Source organism: Listeria aquatica FSL S10-1188 (assembly GCF_000525795.1).
GTDB lineage: Bacteria > Bacillota > Bacilli > Lactobacillales > Listeriaceae > Listeria > Listeria aquatica.
The window spans coordinates 272,256-289,761 of sequence record NZ_AOCG01000006.1 but is presented as its reverse complement, the minus strand read 5'-3'; the positions used below and the strand labels follow the sequence as shown (position 1 = coordinate 289,761).

Here is a 17,506-nt window from a genome sequence, read left to right as displayed (position 1 = left end):
TTATAGCACAAAACAGTCATATTTTGAATCACTCGAAGCACTTTTTTTATGCCTTCTATGCGTATTTTCGCTATAATGAGAAGGTGAAGGAGGCGAAGCACGTGACTTATCAACCAAATACAAAAGAAACGATGCAACTGATTCAAATTTTAACTGAAATTCCTAGCCCTACAGGAAATACAACGGTCATTATTCAAAAAATTGCCGAGTATTTGGAGCGCTTGAATGTAACGTATACTAAAAACCACAAAGGGGGCTTGATTGCCACTTTGCCGGGAGAAAACAAGGCTAAGCACAGAATGCTTACGGCGCATGTGGATACACTTGGGGCGATGGTGAAAGAAATTAAAGCTGATGGTAGGCTACTGCTTTCACTTATTGGCGGTTTCCGTTTTAATGCGATCGAAGGCGAATATTGCCGAATTGAAACAAGTTCTCGGAAAACTTACTCGGGAACGATTTTAATGCATCAAACGTCAGTTCACGTTTATAAGGATGCAGGAACGGCAGAGCGAAATGAGCGCAACATGGAAGTGCGGATTGATGCACGAGTGTCAAGTGCTGAGGATGTCAAGAAACTAGGGATTGGCGTTGGCGATTTTGTTTCGTTTGATGCGCGTACTGAAATTGTGGAAGACGAATTTATTAAGTCACGCCATTTAGATGATAAGGCAAGTGTTGGCATGCTGCTACGCCTAATTGAGCATATTCAAAAAGAAAAACTCTCCCTTCCTTATACCACACATTTTTTGATTTCGAATAATGAGGAAATTGGTTACGGGGGGAATTCTAATATTCCAGAAGAAACAGTGGAATATTTAGCTGTTGATATGGGGGCACTTGGTGACGGACAATCTTCCGACGAGTACACGGTTTCGATTTGTGCAAAGGACGGATCTGGCCCTTATCATTACGGGTTACGTAAACACCTAGTTGCGCTTGCGGAAAAAGAAGAGATAGCTTATAAAGTGGATATTTATCCGTACTATAGTTCAGATGCGAGCGCCGCCATTCATGCTGGGAATGATATTATTCATGGGCTTTTAGGCGCTGGGATTGATGCGAGTCATGCTTACGAAAGAACGCATAAAGATTCGCTTTACTATACAGAGAAGTTGCTTTATCATTATTTATTCTCGGAAATGGTGGAAGAATAAAGAAGGAGATGGCGAAAAATGAATGTTCATGATTTTAAAGAAACGACCATGGCAGGTGAAGAAATAACGCTTGACACGTTTAAGGGCAAGGTTATTTTGATTGTCAATACGGCGAGTAAATGTGGTTTAACGCCTCAACTTGAAGGACTTGAGAAACTTTATGAGACCTATCAAAATGAAGGACTTGAAATCCTTGGTTTCCCGTGCAACCAGTTTTTACGGCAAGATCCAGGAACGAATGAAGAGATCTTAGCATTTTGTGAACGAAATTATGGCGTCACGTTTCCGATGTTCCAAAAAATTAAAGTAAACGGGAAAGAAGCGGATCCTCTCTATAAGTATTTGGTGAAGGAAACCGGTGGCAAGAAAATTGAATGGAACTTCGCCAAATTTTTAGTAGACCGGGATGGGAATATTGTTGAACGTTTCTCTTCAAAAACGAAGCCAGAAGCGATTGAAGCAACTATCCAAACGGCGCTAGCAAAGTAATGAAGAAGGATTTTTCTAATGCGACTAATTGATTTTAGTCGTATTTTTTTGGTTTCAGTTATGATATACTAATGAAATGTGAAGAAATCGAGGAGGAATTGGAACGATGAGTCAGGATTTGCAAAAAGAAGTAGCAACACGCAAAACCTTTGCGATCATTTCTCACCCGGATGCCGGAAAAACGACTATCACGGAGCAACTTTTGCTATTTGGTGGCGCCATTCGTCAAGCGGGTACTGTAAAGGGTAAAAAAACAGGAAAGTACGCAACGAGTGACTGGATGGAAATCGAGAAACAGCGTGGGATTTCTGTGACAAGTTCTGTGATGCAATTTGATTATGAAGGTTTTCGGATTAATATTTTAGATACACCGGGACACTCGGATTTTAGTGAGGATACGTACCGGACACTGATGGCTGTTGATGCAGCTGTAATGGTTATTGATTCTGCGAAAGGAATCGAGGCGCAAACGATTAAGCTCTTTAAAGTTTGTCGCATGCGCGGGATTCCAATCTTTACGTTTATGAATAAAATGGACCGGGAAGGAAAAATGCCGCTTGAACTTTTGTCAGAACTAGAAGAAGTGCTTGAGATTGAATCCTACCCGATGAACTGGCCAATTGGAATGGGGAAAGAACTCATGGGCTTGTATGATCGTTATCATGGCGTTGTTGAACGCTACCGCGCTGAGGAAGGCGAAACCTTCCTTCCACTCGGTGAAGATGGTGATTTAAAAGAAGCTCACCCTATTCAAAATTCAAGTTACTACACTCAAGCGCTTGAAGAAATAATGTTACTCGATGAAGCGGGAAATGAATTTAGCCGCGAACGGATTGCCGCTGGAGAATTAACACCTGTCTTTTTTGGAAGTGCACTCACGAACTTTGGTGTGGAAACGTTCCTTAAAACTTTTGTTGATTTTGCCCCAGCCCCGTCTCCGCATGAAACGAGTGAAGGTGAATTACTTCCTGAGAATCCTCATTTCAGTGGATTTGTATTTAAAATCCAAGCTAATATGAATCCTGCTCATAGGGACCGAATCGCTTTTGTACGAATTTGTTCGGGCGAATTTGAACGAGGGATTGCGGTTACGCTAACACGGACTGGAAAGCAAATGAAGCTTGCGAACTCTACGCAATTTATGGCTGATGACCGGGAAAATGTAACACGTGCGGTTGCTGGCGATATTATTGGGCTATATGATACCGGAAACTATCAAATTGGGGATACGATTTCAAGTGGAAGTAAAACGATGGCATTTCCTAAATTACCACAGTTTACACCAGAGCTTTTCATGAAAGTTTCCGCAAAAAATGTCATGAAGCAAAAGCACTTTCATAAAGGTGTTGAACAGCTTGTGCAAGAAGGGGCAATTCAGCTTTTTAAAACTTGGCGAATGGAAGATTACATCATTGGTGCTGTGGGTCAACTTCAATTTGAAGTATTTGAACACCGAATGCGCAATGAGTATAATTCAGAGATTATCATGGAGCCTATCGGGAAGAAAATTGCTCGTTGGATTCGTGAGGAAGATGTGGATGAAAAACTTTCTACCGCTCGAAACATGCTTGTGAAGGACCGGTTCGATCAGCCGTTATTCTTATTTGAAAATGAATTTGCGATCAACTGGTTTAGAGATAAAAATCCAGATATTGAACTAACTGCATTGCTTTAATGAAGATTTAACCACGTCGCTTTTTAGCGGCGTTTTTTTTTTGCTATGCTATAATGGAAACAGAATAAGACCAAAAAAAGGGGGCTACGACAGTGAAAGATGCTACATACTGGGTTCAGAAGTGGAAAAAGAAAGAGTTGAGTTTACCGGAGTATTACACGGCATTAAATCGACAAGTGACGCAAAAGAATCCAGATTTGAATGCTTTAGTTGAATGGGATTTTGATGCTTTGTTAAAGGCTGCGCAAAACTTTACGATAACAGAAGAAGCACCGTTTTCTGGGCTAGCCATTCCGCTTAAAATGTTAGGGCAAGAAAAGGCAGGTTGGAAATCTACTTTTAGTTCGCGTTTGTTCAAAGAGAATCGTTCAGCGCAAACGTCTAATTTTACAAATAAATTGGAACAAATTGGCTTTATTCCTGCTGGGCAAACGAATGCACCAGAGTTTGGATTTAAGAATATCACAGATCCCGTACTTTATGGTCCAACGAGAAATCCTTGGAATTTAGACCATTCGCCGGGTGGTTCAAGTGGAGGCGCAGCCGCAGCGGTCGCAAGTGGCTTATTTCCTATTGCAGGCGCAAGTGACGGTGGGGGCTCAATTCGGATTCCTGCTTCGTTTAGCGGACTAATTGGGTTAAAGCCAACTCGCGGCGCGATGCCGAATGGCCCAGGCGGCTTTCGTGGCTGGCAAGGTGCATCCATTGATTTCGCCCTAACTGTATCAATGCGAGATACTGAAAAGCTGTTTTATGCGATGCGAGGAAACGATAAAGTGGCGCCGTACCATCCACCAAGAGAAGAGTGGGAGACGCACGCGCTTCCGAAACGCTTGAAAATTGCTTACTCGACCACTTCGCCTGTCCATTCCTCTGTTTCAACTGAAGCGAAACAAGCGGTGAAACAGGTATGTGAAGAGCTTCAATCAATCGGTCATGAACTTACAGAAGTAACGTATCCGGTTGATGGTGAGCAATTGATGGCTAGCTATTATTTGATGAATGGCGCTGAAACTTCCGCCATGTTTGCGGGAATTGAAGCGCAATTGCAGCGAAAGATGAAGCCTAGCGATATGGAACTTATGACGTGGGGAATTTATCAATACGGCGAACGGCTTGCCGCAAAAAGCTATGTGCGCGCTCTCAACTTATGGGATCAAGCCGCTTTTGAAATGGAAACATTATACAAGCACTATGATTTGTTTTTAACGCCAACTACTGCTTTTCAAGCGCCGAAAATTGATCAAGACTTGCAAAGTGATGCGATTCGCGCACAACTACAGATGGCAGGTCAATTGAATGAAGGGGAACTAGCAGATTTAATTGATGCCATGTTTGAAAAAAGCCTAACCCTTTCGCCTTACACACAACTTGCCAATTTAACAGGACAGCCGGCAATTAGCTTACCTACCCATGTGACAACAGAAGGTCTTCCGCTTGGAGTACAATTCATGGCTTCGAAAGGAAGAGAAGATTTACTATTTTTAGTTGGAAAAATATTAGAAGAAAGGGAGCAATTCAAGCTTCCACAGGCTTATAAATAAAAAGAAGTAAAGATTGACTTTCACAAATTCACATGCTATGATAACAAAGTAAAATTTGATAAACTTTTTGACAGTTGTCAAAGGGGAGTAGCACTGATTTTTAGGAATCAGGATAAAATCGTCATTACATGGATACGGCGTATTCATCGGTTTTATTAACATGTCACATGTCAGCGAGACCTTTGCCCATAAACCGGGTGAGGTCTCGCTTTTTTTATCCTCACTCGAGCTGTTAAAGTTAAAAATGAAGGGGGATTTCTATTGGATACTGCAATGCTACTTGAATACGGCTGGGTGCTTCTTGTTTTAATTGGACTTGAAGGTATCCTTGCCGCTGATAACGCGGTTGTCATGGCCGTAATGGTCAAACATTTACCGGAAAAACAACAAAAACGAGCTCTTTTTTATGGACTACTCGGAGCTTTCGTATTTCGCTTTACGGCACTCTTTTTGATCTCCTTTTTTGGCAAACGTTTGGCAAGTGCAGGCGCTTGGCGCGATTTATTTACTTTACATTGCCATTAGCCACATTGTGAAACATGCGAAAGGGAAAGAAAATGCCGATAAAACGAAACAAAAAAGTGGTTCTGGCTTCTGGATGACCGTTTTGAAGGTCGAAGTAGCAGATATCGCTTTTGCGATTGATTCAATGCTTGCGGCTGTTGCCCTAGCGATTACACTCCCAAGAACCGGCTGGGGAGAAATTGGCGGAATTGATACAGGCCAGTTCATTGTGATGTTCCTTGGTGGATTAGTGGGACTTATCATTATTCGTTTTGCGGCAACGCAATTTGTCAAGCTACTCAAAAATTATCCATCACTTGAGACGGCAGCCTTTCTCATTGTTGGCTGGGTAGGCGTGAAGCTTGTTATTTATACATTATCGCATGAAAGTCTTGCGATCATTCCACATGCTTTTCCAGAATCAAAATTATGGAAGTTCATTTTCTGGGGTGTGATGATCCTAATCATTGTATGGGGTTGGCTCATTTCTGTTCGACAAAAGAAAAAACAAAATCAGTCATAAAAAGCTTAACAAGGACAAATAAAAAGTATAAAATGAGAAGGTATGTACGAAAAAAGCGTACAACCTTCTTAAATTTATATAGAAATGTTGGTGGAGTAAATTGGACTTCTCGATTCTAGCAGAATATGCTTGGGTGTTTGTGGTTCTTGTCGTTTTAGAGGGTGTTCTTTCAGCAGACAATGCGGTTGTCATGGCTGTTATCGTAAAGGGATTACCACACGACAAACAACGTAAAGCCTTGTTTTATGGACTACTTGGTGCCTTTGTTTTTCGTTTCATCGCGCTCTTTTTAATTTCCTTTCTTGTTAAGATTTGGGAAATTCAAGCAATTGGTGCACTTTATTTGCTTTACCTTGCGATTAAACATATTGTAGACTTAAAACGAGGGAAAAAAGAGGAAAACGAAGTCGAAGAAACATCTAAAAAATCGGTCTCTTTTTGGGGAACTGTGTTTCGTGTTGAATTAACTGATATTGCTTTTGCTCTTGATTCGATGCTTGCCGCGGCTGCCCTTGCTATGACGCTTCCAGACTTTGGAGATTTCCATATTGGAGGAATGAACGGCGGTCAGTTTATTGTGATGTTCCTTGGGGGGCTCGCTGGCCTTGTTGTGATTCGGTTTGCAGCTACTCAAGTTGTGAAACTCCTAGAACGTTATCCAACACTAGAAACAGCAGCTTTTCTAATTGTGGGTTGGGTAGGAATTAAGCTCGCGATTTATACCCTTTCACATCCGGCTGTAGGCATTTTAAATGAACATTTTCCTGAAACAACAGCATGGAAAGCTGTTTTTTGGTCCGTTATGATAATAATTGGGTTAGGTGGTTATATCATTGCCAGAAGAAAAGAAAAAAAAACAAAGCAAAGAGACTTTATCTCGAAAATAAAAATATCCGCAATAAAGTGCGTATTATTCTGTCACGCATGACGCCTGTTCAAATTATCATTACGTATTATTTTTTCGCGGTAACAATAGCGACTATTCTTTTAAGTTTGCCGTTTACACAAATGCCAGGGGTACATGTATCTTTTATTGATACTTTATTTACAGCGGCAAGTTCTGTTAGTGTGACCGGTCTTGCAACAATTGATGTCGGACAAATTTATAGTACAGCAGGCATCTGGGTGTTAATGGGAATTTTTCAGCTCGGCGGACTTGGTGTCATGATGTTGAGCACATTCTTTTACTTAATTTTACGGCGGAAAATCGGCTTAAAGCAACGCCAGTTAATTATGACGGATACGAATCAATATACCATGAGTGGTATGGTGCGAATGTTGCGTGAGATATTGTTTTTGATCATTGGCATCGAACTCGTGGGTGCAGTTGTTTTAGGACTTTATTTTATTCCGTTTTATCCAACTTTTGGAGAAGCGATGTTTCAAGGCTTATATAATTCCGTATCTCTTGTAACAAACGCCGGTGTTGACATTACAGGAAACTCGCTTATGCCTTTTGTAAACGACTATTTTGTCCAATTCATTTCGATTTTGCTCATCATTGCTGGGGGGATTGGTTTTCCAGTATTGCTTGAAACACGCCGTTTCTTGTTTGAAAAGAATTCCCTTTATCCCTTCCGTTTTTCTTTGTTTGTCAAAGTCACAACGGTGACTTACATGGCTTTGCTTGTTGTCGGCGGTTTACTTATTTGGCTGATGGAATACAATCATTTTTTCAAAGGGGGAAGTGTAGCAGAAGGCTTCTTCAACTCGATGTTTCTTTCTGCCACATCGAGAAGTGCTGGCTTGCAAACGATTGATTCAGGTTCGCTCACGATTCCAACGCTAATTGTTGTTTCCATTTTGATGTTTATTGGAGCTTCACCAAGTTCTGTTGGGGGCGGGATTCGGACTACAACCTTTGCCATTGTGATTTTATTTTTAGTATCAGTGATTCGTGGCAGAAATCACATTTATGTCTTTGGTCGCGAGCTTTATCAAGAAGACGTTCGGAAGTCACTGGCTGTCACTTTGTTTGCGGGAATTCTTTGCTTTTCTTCGATTATTTTGCTTGCACAAACGGAACAGGCGACCTTAATTGAAATTATTTTTGAAGTCTTTTCTGCTTTTGGAACTTGTGGATTGTCACTTGGACTCACGCCAAACTTGAGTCTCGCGGGCAAGATTATTATTATCCTACTGATGTTTATTGGGCGCGTTGGGATTATGTATTCTATGCTTAGCTTGCGCAATAAAAATGAACCTAAAAATGCGATTCGCTTGCCGAAAGAAAAAAATTATTACCGGCTAAAAAATGAGTTTGGGACATAAAACAAAAAAGAACAGAATCATTCAATGATGCCCTTTGCAAAAATGGTATGTTTGATGACTCTGTTCTTTTATTTTTGGCTAATTGACCTTATTTTTAATGATCGATTTCTGGCATTTTCGACTTAAATGTACTTACTGAAACTGTATGACTCATTTTTTCATAGAACAATCGGTTGTCTTTTCGGAAAAAATTTATGATCAAGTGCAGTGCAAATAAGAAAAGCGCTGAAAACGAAATAAAGAATAAAATTAAACGAATTTGTGGGGTAGCGATTTCTTGAACTTGTTGATTGAGCGGAACTAAAATAAGTCCACCAAGTAAATAATAGAAAAGGGTGTAACGCCCTAATAATTGCCAAAAGCTCACTCGTGTTCCTGCAACGCTTGCAATTCTTATACGTACAATCCATTTTCCTGGTGTAAAGCCATTTGTTATGGTTGGCAGAAAAACAAAGTAGAGAAAAATAATCGCGATATCATAAAGAATATGTTCGTAACTGACCTCTACAGTGTTAGATACTGCTCGTTTGGGGATTAGATGAATCGAAGTTAGCAGAAAACCGATAATTCCAATGAAAAACCAGTCAATTAAATATGCTAGGAATCTACGAATGTAACTGACGCGCTCGCTTTTTTGGCTGCTTAAAGAATCCATAGCTTCCCGTGATGGAAGGAAAAATGTAAACAAAGGAGCCATTAAAAAGCCGATAATCCCACCAAGTGTATTAAGCATTAAGTCATCTACATCAAATAAACGATAAGCATGCGGATAGATCCCATAAATTCCAGTTAATTGTGTGACTTCAAAGAAAAGCGAGATTAAAAAAAGCAATAATAAGCGTTTTTATGAACGAAGTGCGGAAGTAATAACGTAAATAAACTCCGAGCGGAAAAAGTAAGAAAACGTTAAAAAGTGGTTGAATTACAACGTTTTGTGCGAGAGCTGGCAAATAAGTTGCTGGCTTTGAGAACTCTAAAACGGTTTGGCTAAGAAACTCCTGTACGAAAGTAAAGGGGACAAGTTGAGGGACCGGGGCTTTTATGTGAATAACATCTTGCGTTTCTGGCAGAGGAAGCAAAGTTAAGAAAAAGGCAGCCATTAAGTAGAAAATAAAAGTAAAAAGGATAAAACACACGCATAAATGTGATACTACCAAATTTTCGGTACGAATAGATCGCGAAGGGGATTGTAAGCAATAAAGCGAGAAATGGAAATAAAATAAGTGCAACTTCAATTGGAAATAAGTAACTAGACATCGATAGAAATCCCCTTTACAAAAAATAAGTTTGCCGCTAGAGAAACAAGCGGCAAACTTATTTTAACGTAAAATATTCATTTTGACTATGCTACAACTTAGTAACTTTCATGGGAAAAACTTTTATTTCGCTGCAAAAAAGTTTTTTGATTTTATTTATCCGCAGTTCTACAACGGGCTGGACAATAGTTGTAACAATATTTGTGGATAACAAAGCCGTTAAACTGAAGGCCAGCACGATTAAAATGAAGAAAGTTTCAAAGTTATAACTGATGTTTGACATCCCGGCTTCACGGAATGATTTAATAAAGAAGCCATGCAACAAGTAAACATAAAGCGTGTTTTTACCCCATTTTGTAAAGAAGAACTGTCTTTTGGGGACAAAGGTAAAGAAAGCTGCAATCGCTGCAAAACTAATAGCATAAATCAAAACGCGCATTAATAATCCGAGCACTTTAGCATCAACAAATTCGCCATAAGGTTTAGAGCCTAGGAACCAGTCTTCATCGAGTCCGGGACTTACCAAAACGATTCCAAGAATCGCTATAAAGATAGCCCCACCAATGATTTTAGCTGCATTTTTTTGCAGATACAGGAAATGTTCTTTTTTTAGGAAAAATCCAGCTAGGAAAAATGGGAAGAAAACAAAAGTCCGCGATAAGCTTAAGTACCCATCAATTGAATCTACATAACCTGCCAGAAGTCCAATCAAAGTAGCAATAGAGAGAGCAGTAACAGGCTTTAATTTAGAAAAAACGTAAAGCATTAAATTCCAGAAAAACAAGCTAAGTAAGAACCAAAGAGACCATTCTGGATCAAGAAATGTAAGTGAAAAACGATCTTCACTAAGTAAGAAATAATAAAATACAGAATAAATGGATTGAAAAAGTAAGTAAGGCAAAATGAGCTTTTTCATCGTTTTCATTAAATACCCAGATTTTCTAAAACCTTTGGCAAAGTAGCCAGAAATTAAAATGAAAGCTGGCATATGAAAAGTATAAATCATACTGTACAAGATGCGTACGCTGTCGTGCTCGGCGACAAAGGGTTGCAAGAGATGCCCAAACACAACTAGAAAAATAAGAATAAATTTCGCATTATCAAAATAATAGTCGCGTGGTTTAACAAGTTTGTTTTCAGTCATAAAAATTCACCGCACATTCCTTTCTATGTATAGAGTCGGTTACTATATATTTTCTCATATTGAAGTAACAATAAACCGACAATCCAATGACAAAACGATGAATAATTTATTAAATCATAAAAAAAACCCCTTAGCAAATTGCTTTTGCTAAGGGGTTTGAGTAACTTATTTTACAACATGTTCAAGTGCTGAAACTTGAATATTACCATCTTGATCGAGTGTTGCGGTTAGACTTGAGACATCATCTGAATCGATCATTGCATCCGCAATTTGATCTTCCAAGTGTTCTTGGATGGTTCTTCTTAGCGGACGAGCACCAAATTCAGCGTCATAGCCTAGATCGATCAATTTTTTCTTCACATCTTCAGAAACTTCAATGTGCATACCGTTTTGTTGTAACATTTCGTTCAAATCGGTGATCATCAAGTCTACGATTTGCATCAAGTCTTCTTTTTCAAGACTATTGAATTCAATGACACTATCTAGCCGGTTCAAGAATTCAGGTTTGAAATAGTAGCCAAGTCGGTTTAACAAGTCCGAACTTTTTTCGAGTTTTTGAATATCGCTACTTGTATTAAAACCAACAGAAGCTTCATGAGTTCCCGTTCCTGCATTACTTGTCATGATAATAACCGTATCTTTAAAGCTTACGGTCCGACCTTGTGAATCTGTCAAACGACCATCTTCTAGGATTTGTAAGAACATATGTTGTACATCAGGATGTGCTTTTTCCATTTCATCCAGTAATAAAATGCTGTAAGGATTACGACGAACTTTTTCAGTTAATTGACCAGCTTCATCGTGACCTACGTAACCTGGAGGTGAACCGATGAGTTTAGAAACGCTGTGTTTTTCCATGAACTCAGACATATCAAGACGAATCATCGCATCTTCTGAACCAAATAATTCATTTGCTAACGTTTTGCCAAGTTCTGTTTTACCAACCCCGGTAGGGCCGACGAACAAGAAGGAGCCGATTGGGCGGTTTTTCACTTGCAAACCAACCCGACTACGACGAATTGCTTTCGCAACTTTTTGAACGGCTTCTTTTTGCCCAATAACTTTTTCATTTAAATGAGCTTCTAAATCTTTCATTTTCGATTGTTCATCTTGTTCGAGACGACCAACTGGAATTCCTGTTCTTTCTTCAATCAGAACTTGAATATCCGAAGCTTGAATAACGGGGCGTTCAGAGACACCTGATGCATTTTTGTTTTCCTTCAAGCGAGTCATTTCATCTCGAACCGTTGCAGCTTTTTCATAGTCTTCATTTTTGAGCGCTGTTTCTTTTTCATTTTCCAGACGTTCAAGTCGTTCAGCAACCGCTTTGTCATCCATTTTTTCGATCGTAAGGTTATATTTTGAACCGACTTCATCCATCAAATCAATGGCCTTATCCGGTAAATGACGATCTTGAATATAGCGAGCACTTAAATCAATAGCTGCTTGTAAACTTTCTTCTGAATAAGCGACTTCATGGAAATCTTCATAACGATCTTTTAAGCCTTCCAAGATAGTTAAAGTAGCTTCCTTAGAAGGTTCGTCCACCATGACAGGTTGGAACCGACGTTCAAGGGCAGCATCTTTTTCAATTTTACGGTATTCATTTAAAGTAGTAGCCCCAATCATTTGAAGTTCCCCTCTTGCAAGAGCTGGTTTTAAAATGTTCCCGGCATCCATTGAACCTTCAGCAGAACCTGCACCGACGATGGTATGCACTTCATCAATAAATAGAATCGTGTTTTTACGTTCAGTGAGTTCTTCAATTAATTTTTTCATTCGTTCTTCAAATTGACCACGGATACCAGTTCCTGATACGAGAGACGCGACATCAAGTAAAATCACTTCTTTGTCTAGTAGTTTATTTGGGACTTTGCCTTCAACGATTGCCGAAGCCAGACCTTCTACGACAGCGGTTTTACCAACACCAGGTTCCCCAATTAATACAGGGTTGTTTTTATTCCGACGGTTTAAAATTTCAATGGTCCGCTTGATTTCTTCATCACGACCAATGACAGGATCCAGCTTATTATTTTTAGCAAGATCTGTTAAATTGGTACCAAATTCATCAAGTAAACCTCCACCGTTTCCTGCTGCTTGTGTTTGAACTCGACTTTGTCTTTCACGATTTGCATCTCTTTCTGCACCGAAGTTTGGATCCATGTTTCCATTTAATTGACGGAAAAAGTCGTCAAATGGGGAAGAACCAAATCCGCCTTGCAGATTAGCTTGATTACGGTTTTTAAGTTCAGCGTAGCAAGACTCGCAAAGCGGCATCTCAACGCGCTGACCATTTATATTCATATATAACTGAATGCGTGCTTCATTCTGTTTACAATTTTGACATAACATAAATTAAATTCCTCCTTTGGAAGAGTAAATAATGGGTTCAAAGATTAGTTTTGACTTTGACTATCTTTGACCTTGTGTTTTTATTATACACTGACCTTTTCTGACTTTCAAGTGTTTTGCTCGAATTTTTTTCTTATTAACTAAAAAAAAAGTTAGTGCTAGGATTCTAGACAATAACAATGTACGAGTGGAAATGCTATAATTCAGTTGAGTAGAAAGATTGGAGTGAAGAAGTTGGATAAATTTGCAAAAGTAGATGAAAAATTAACGTCACTTTTAGTGAAACAAGATGATTTTCTTGTCAATGCGCTTCGAAATAGTCAAGAGGCGGGAGTGCCATCTATTGAAGTTTCACCAGCACAAGGTCAATTTTTATATTTTTTAACAAAATTAAGCGGAGCGAAGCGAGTGCTTGAAATAGGGACGCTAGCTGGTTATAGTACGCTTTTTTTTTGCGAAGGGGCTATTAGATGATGATTCTAGTGAAGTTGTGACATTAGAGTATGATCCGCAAATTGCAAAAGTAGCTCACAAAAAATTTTGAAGAAAGCCCCTATAGACGAAAAATACGTTTATTAGTTGGTGAAGCTAAGGATAGTCTTATGAAGCTTGTTCAAGAGAATGTCGAACCATTTGATATCATCTTCATTGATGCCGACAAAGCGAATAATCCACTTTACCTTGACTACAGTCTTCAACTTGCAAAAACTGGCAGTTTAATCATCGCGGATAATATTATTCGAGAAGGTGAAATTCTAAATGAAAATTCTTCAGATGAACGTGTCATAGGAATTCAGCAATATTTAGAAAAAATAGCTGCAGAGTCCTCGCTTGAATCGGTTGCGATAGCGACTATTGGCATCAAGGGAATTGATGGATTCAGTCTTTCGATTGTTACTAAGTAGAATTAAAAAAAAAGCCTTCCAAAGTGGAAGGCTTTAGTAAATTGGAAGTGCGGCAAGTAAGATGAAGACAAAAAGTAAGTGCGATAGGTACAACATAATAAGGCTTCGCCGCCAAACGTAAAGCAAATTCCAGAAAAGAGAAGCAACGAAAATGCCGATAACTAGTGCGGGATTACCACTGAAACACATGAATAATGTAACCAGTAAAGTAGAAACTAAAATGGCAAACCAAGTTGCATAAGAATCTAATAAACGTTGTAAAACAAAGCCACGCCAAAAAAATTTCCTCTCCTGGAACAATGGCTATGATCATTAAAATCCAAATGATCCAATTGTCCGTTGAAAATTTATTAAAGGCAGAATGAACGGCGCTATTTAAACCAAATGGCATAAATTTTAAAATAAAGGCACCTATGTAGAATACAATATACAAAATGACCGCTGAAAAAATAGCAGGAATGAGTCCTTTTAAGACAGAAGATTGTTTGCTTAAGTTCACATTAAAAATTCCAAAACTAAGTAAAAATAGCATAGCTGCTCCGTACATATACCAAAAACTCTTGGTATAGTTGAATGTAACGAAAATTAATCCAGCTGCAAGCACTAATCCAAGGATTAATTTAAAATCTATTCGGTTGCTTCTAATCACGATAACACCTCTTCAAACATTTCTACCCTTTACTTTAATCGAAAAGCTGTCTTTTGGCAACAATTCCAATTGAAAAGAGTTTTTTTTTATAAGAATTTGCTATAATGAAAAGGGAAGTTTTGCTTGAATCAAGCAAAGGAGTGTTACCGTGTTAGAGAAAAATTATAAATTTTTGTTATGGCTTTATATTTTATGGTTCCTAACAAGTGTTCTTTTGATTTCACTAGGTGTTTTGCCGAGCAGTTTAACGAGGATTCATTCCATCTTTTTGATTTTTACCGGGATTTTTGCCACTGTCTTTTTTATCATGCAATATGGTAAAGGGTTAGGGTCAGCCATTACGATTTTAATTTTTGTTGTAACGACAAGCATTGAATGGATGCAACTCGGCTTTGCGGATGAAAATTATGGTGGGAATTATGGCTTTACGATTCAGGGGATCCCAGTGACTTTTGGTTTTATTTGGATTGGGCTAATAGCCGGGACACACGTGATTGCAAGGGAAATTACATTAAAGGTAAAGATCGACTGGTTACGTGGAGGAATGTATTCTGTCATTGCCGCAACAATGGTAATGATTTTTGAAGTGTTGATTGAACCTATTTCAGTTCAAACTAAACAACTTCCGTTTCTTGGCAATGGGTTAACGGTTTTACAATTTTCTGATATTGCGAATTGGTGGCTACTCGGACTAATTTTACATTTAATGATTTATTTTATTTTAAGTTTGACGGATAAATGGGAAAATTTGAAGTATCCGGATCTGAAATCTGAAATTGTCATTGTTTACTGGATTATCTTGGCATTTTTTGTCTTCTTATCCTTTTATGCAGATCTTTGGGCATCCATTAGTGTTGGACTTATTGCCAACATTATTTTTACAATTTGTTATTATTTCAGTTTGGATAATAAAAAGGGAGAGCCTCCTTCAAAAAAAGAAATAGAAATATAAAAAGAACAGAAACAGCGGGAAAACATTTCGAAAATGGCATCCTTGCTGTTTCTGTTCTTTTTTGCATGGCTAGTCAGGGCTTTGAATGTTTTATAAATCTTTCTTGATGATTTTATTGACTGCATATTTGGCGCTTTCCATTATATAAGGAAGAGAGGTGCCAGTGTGAGCACTCGTTCCTACGACAAACAAGTTTTTGAATTGCTTATGCAACTTATTCACAGGGTTCCCCATTCCTATTTGCCTAAAGGATTGCATCATTCCAAAAATAGCTCCTAGATGGATGTGGAAGTCTTTTTCCCATTCTTTTGGCGTAATCACTCGCTCTTCAACGATGTGATCTTCTAAATCCTCCAAATGTAGCTTGGCTTTAACGGTGTCTAAAATTTTATTTCTGAAAGGTTCACGTTCTTGATCCCAGTCAATTTGACTTTCGTTGTTCGGGACAGGAACCATAATTCGAACTGCTGAATGTCCAATTGGAGCCATCGTTGTGTCTGTTACAGAAGGATTCGTGATATGAATCGAAAAGTCATCGGAAAGAACTTTCAAATTAGTGGTCTCATCTGCATGAACTTTGTAATTTTTAGGGAACAAAACAGTTTGATGATCTACAGGAAGTAGTGTATCTAACCCCAAATAAATAACAAAGGCACTTGCAGAATATTTTTTTTTGAGCCATTTTATTTTTGAATTTCAAGGGTTTCTCTGTTACAAAAAGATTTTTCACAGCATAACTTAAATCCGCATTCATAATGTAGTGATCAGCTTGCACTAAACGGCCGTCTCGCAGTTCAATTCCAGTGATTTCATGTTTAGAGGTATTCACTTTTGCAACCGCAGCATTCAAATGAATCTGACCATGGTACTCCTCAATGACGGTTTTCATCGCTTGCAAAATTTGACTTTGTCCGCCGGTTGGATGGAAAGAACCATAATAATATTCGGAAAAAGGGAGAACACTGTAAATTCCAGGGACTTCCCAAGGCGACATCCCCATATATTTCATTTGAAAAGTGAAGGCAAGTTGTAATTCTTCATCTTCAAAGTACTTCGAGGTCTCATCAATTAAAGTTCGTCCAATCGAAAGGCTAGGGATCGCTCGAAGCATTGTCGGCCTGACAAAGTCTTTTAAGCTTCCAAAGCTATAATCGAGCAGTGGAGTTAAATAAAGAATTTTTTTGGCATTCCCGCTCATAAATCGGTAAAAGTTCATTTCGTTACCTGGAAAAACCCGATTCAATTCGTTAAGGGTCGCTTTCTGATCCCCCGAAGGAGCAAAGGTTTTACCAGATGGAAAAAAAAAGTCGATACAAAGGATCAATCGGTAGTAGCGTTAAATAGTCATGTAAGTTGCGGTTCGAATTCATGAAAAGCGAGGTAAGCTGATGAGGCATTGTGAGGGAGGAAGGTCCCATATCAAAAAAATAGTTTCCAAGCGAGAGCTTACTTGTTCGTCCGCCAATAACACTATTTTTTTTCAAAAATATCTACTTGATAACCATTTGCGAGGAGCCTCATTGCAGTCGCTAAGCCACCTGGACCTGCTCCAATAATTGCTACCTTTTTTGCCATTAACTATTCACCTCACGTTAAAAAAATCCATATAAAAAGCGCAATTTTAACAAGAACCCGTTAATTTTGCGCTTTTAATCAGTCGTTGTTTGCTGAATGAATGATTTTGTAGTTTTTATGATTGACCACTGTTTTTTCTTCTATTCCAAGATCATTAAAATTTTCCATATAGGTTAAATCGACAATAACAGAGTTTTCGTTGATTTTTTCAACAATTCCAGTTAACCCGTCCTTGAATTCAATAATATCTCCGACCTGTGCTTTTGCCATATTTATCACTCCCGCTATAATTAATGTGGAACCGTTTTTATAAAGTACTAATATTTTCAGTTTGCACTAAAATTTTAATGATTGCAACTAATATGGCTGTTTATCAAACTATCAAAGGAAGAAATAAGCTTTTTACTGGGACGCAAAACAGCCCGAAAATACGTGATTCATTGCCTTTTCAAGCTAATTCGGATAAAATAGAATAGTAACGATTTTTTTTGACCAAAAAATACACATGAA

Annotated in this window: 12 protein-coding genes, 5 pseudogenes and 1 riboswitch; of the genes and pseudogenes, 10 read left to right on the top strand and 7 right to left on the bottom strand. The window is 38.6% G+C overall.

All coding sequences use genetic code 11. From position 1 onward, the window contains the following. Positions 1-101: 101 nt before the first annotated feature. The 7 genes and pseudogenes from MAQA_RS05425 to MAQA_RS05395 all read left to right on the top strand — a co-directional run bounded on the left by MAQA_RS05425 (position 102) and on the right by MAQA_RS05395 (position 8,143). A complete protein-coding gene (locus MAQA_RS05425) occupies positions 102-1,157 on the top strand; it encodes a M42 family metallopeptidase (protein ID WP_036072043.1) in 1,056 nt (351 codons plus the stop codon). An 18-nt stretch (positions 1,158-1,175) separates the two neighbouring features. Further along, entirely contained in the window at positions 1,176-1,646 is a 471-nt protein-coding gene (locus MAQA_RS05420; protein WP_036072040.1) for a glutathione peroxidase, read from the top strand. 106 nt (positions 1,647-1,752) lie between these two features. Continuing rightward, positions 1,753-3,321 carry a peptide chain release factor 3 gene (locus MAQA_RS05415; RefSeq protein WP_036072037.1) on the top strand — a complete coding sequence of 523 codons (1,569 nt, stop codon included), beginning with the start codon at positions 1,753-1,755 and terminating at the stop codon, positions 3,319-3,321. A gap of 92 nt (positions 3,322-3,413) precedes the next feature. Next, on the top strand, positions 3,414-4,865 hold the full coding sequence (locus MAQA_RS05410; protein WP_036072032.1) for an amidase: 1,452 nt from the start codon (positions 3,414-3,416) through the stop codon (positions 4,863-4,865). Between the two features lie 70 nt (positions 4,866-4,935). Continuing rightward, positions 4,936-5,099, top strand: a riboswitch (yybP-ykoY riboswitch). A gap of 27 nt (positions 5,100-5,126) precedes the next feature. Next, positions 5,127-5,892: pseudogene (locus tag MAQA_RS05405) on the top strand (TerC family protein). 100 nt (positions 5,893-5,992) lie between these two features. After that, positions 5,993-6,820, top strand: a complete 828-nt coding sequence (locus tag MAQA_RS05400) for a TerC family protein (protein ID WP_077913558.1) — start codon at positions 5,993-5,995, stop codon at positions 6,818-6,820. Then, positions 6,808-8,143: pseudogene (locus MAQA_RS05395) on the top strand (TrkH family potassium uptake protein). Before MAQA_RS05400 ends, MAQA_RS05395 begins: the two are co-directional and overlap by 13 nt. Before the next feature lie 114 nt (positions 8,144-8,257). Here the strand turns inward: MAQA_RS05395 and MAQA_RS15420 are convergent. From MAQA_RS15420 to MAQA_RS05380, 4 genes are all read right to left on the bottom strand, one after another. Continuing rightward, positions 8,258-8,995, bottom strand: coding sequence for a VanZ family protein (locus MAQA_RS15420; protein WP_052008482.1), 738 nt, complete (start codon positions 8,993-8,995; stop codon positions 8,258-8,260). Then, positions 8,967-9,263: a VanZ family protein gene (locus MAQA_RS15415; protein WP_277619944.1), complete on the bottom strand. Its 297-nt coding sequence runs from the start codon at positions 9,261-9,263 to the stop codon at positions 8,967-8,969. The genes MAQA_RS15420 and MAQA_RS15415 overlap by 29 nt, the downstream gene beginning before the upstream one ends. A gap of 247 nt (positions 9,264-9,510) precedes the next feature. Next, a complete protein-coding gene (locus MAQA_RS05385) occupies positions 9,511-10,563 on the bottom strand; it encodes an acyltransferase family protein (RefSeq protein WP_036072030.1) in 1,053 nt (350 codons plus the stop codon). Between the two features lie 165 nt (positions 10,564-10,728). Further along, the gene (locus MAQA_RS05380; protein WP_036072028.1) at positions 10,729-12,915 is read right to left on the bottom strand and encodes an ATP-dependent Clp protease ATP-binding subunit; all 2,187 of its coding nucleotides are present in this window, start codon (positions 12,913-12,915) and stop codon (positions 10,729-10,731) included. A 234-nt stretch (positions 12,916-13,149) separates the two neighbouring features. Here MAQA_RS05380 and MAQA_RS16085 point away from each other — a divergent pair, with 234 nt between their 5' ends. Continuing rightward, positions 13,150-13,389: an O-methyltransferase gene (locus MAQA_RS16085; RefSeq protein ID WP_052008480.1), complete on the top strand. Its 240-nt coding sequence runs from the start codon at positions 13,150-13,152 to the stop codon at positions 13,387-13,389. A gap of 77 nt (positions 13,390-13,466) precedes the next feature. After that, a pseudogene (locus MAQA_RS16080) lies at positions 13,467-13,820 on the top strand (O-methyltransferase); the annotation flags it as partial. Positions 13,821-13,853: 33 nt separating this feature from the next. On the opposite strand, the pseudogene MAQA_RS05370 reads toward MAQA_RS16080, so the two are convergent. Further along, positions 13,854-14,466, bottom strand: a pseudogene (locus MAQA_RS05370) (lysostaphin resistance A-like protein). Positions 14,467-14,617: 151 nt separating this feature from the next. Between MAQA_RS05370 and MAQA_RS05365 the strand changes: the two are divergent. Next, entirely contained in the window at positions 14,618-15,421 is an 804-nt protein-coding gene (locus MAQA_RS05365; RefSeq protein WP_036072026.1) for a hypothetical protein, read from the top strand. 90 nt (positions 15,422-15,511) lie between these two features. Here the strand turns inward: MAQA_RS05365 and MAQA_RS05360 are convergent. Further along, positions 15,512-16,996, bottom strand: a pseudogene (locus MAQA_RS05360) (phytoene desaturase family protein). A gap of 78 nt (positions 16,997-17,074) precedes the next feature. After that, entirely contained in the window at positions 17,075-17,266 is a 192-nt protein-coding gene (locus tag MAQA_RS05355; protein WP_036072024.1) for a YkvS family protein, read from the bottom strand. Positions 17,267-17,506 lie beyond the last annotated feature (240 nt).

Excerpts from the sequence above, each read along its gene's own strand:
- MAQA_RS05420 (WP_036072040.1), top strand. The coding sequence starts at position 1,176 with ATGAATGTTCATGATTTTAAAGAAACGACCATGGCAGGTGAAGAAATA.
- MAQA_RS05415 (WP_036072037.1), top strand. The coding sequence starts at position 1,753 with ATGAGTCAGGATTTGCAAAAAGAAGTAGCAACACGCAAAACCTTTGCG.
- MAQA_RS15415 (WP_277619944.1), bottom strand. The coding sequence starts at position 9,263 with ATGGCTGCCTTTTTCTTAACTTTGCTTCCTCTGCCAGAAACGCAAGAT.
- MAQA_RS05385 (WP_036072030.1), bottom strand. The coding sequence starts at position 10,563 with ATGACTGAAAACAAACTTGTTAAACCACGCGACTATTATTTTGATAAT.
- MAQA_RS05380 (WP_036072028.1), bottom strand. The coding sequence starts at position 12,915 with ATGTTATGTCAAAATTGTAAACAGAATGAAGCACGCATTCAGTTATAT.
- MAQA_RS05355 (WP_036072024.1), bottom strand. The coding sequence starts at position 17,266 with ATGGCAAAAGCACAGGTCGGAGATATTATTGAATTCAAGGACGGGTTA.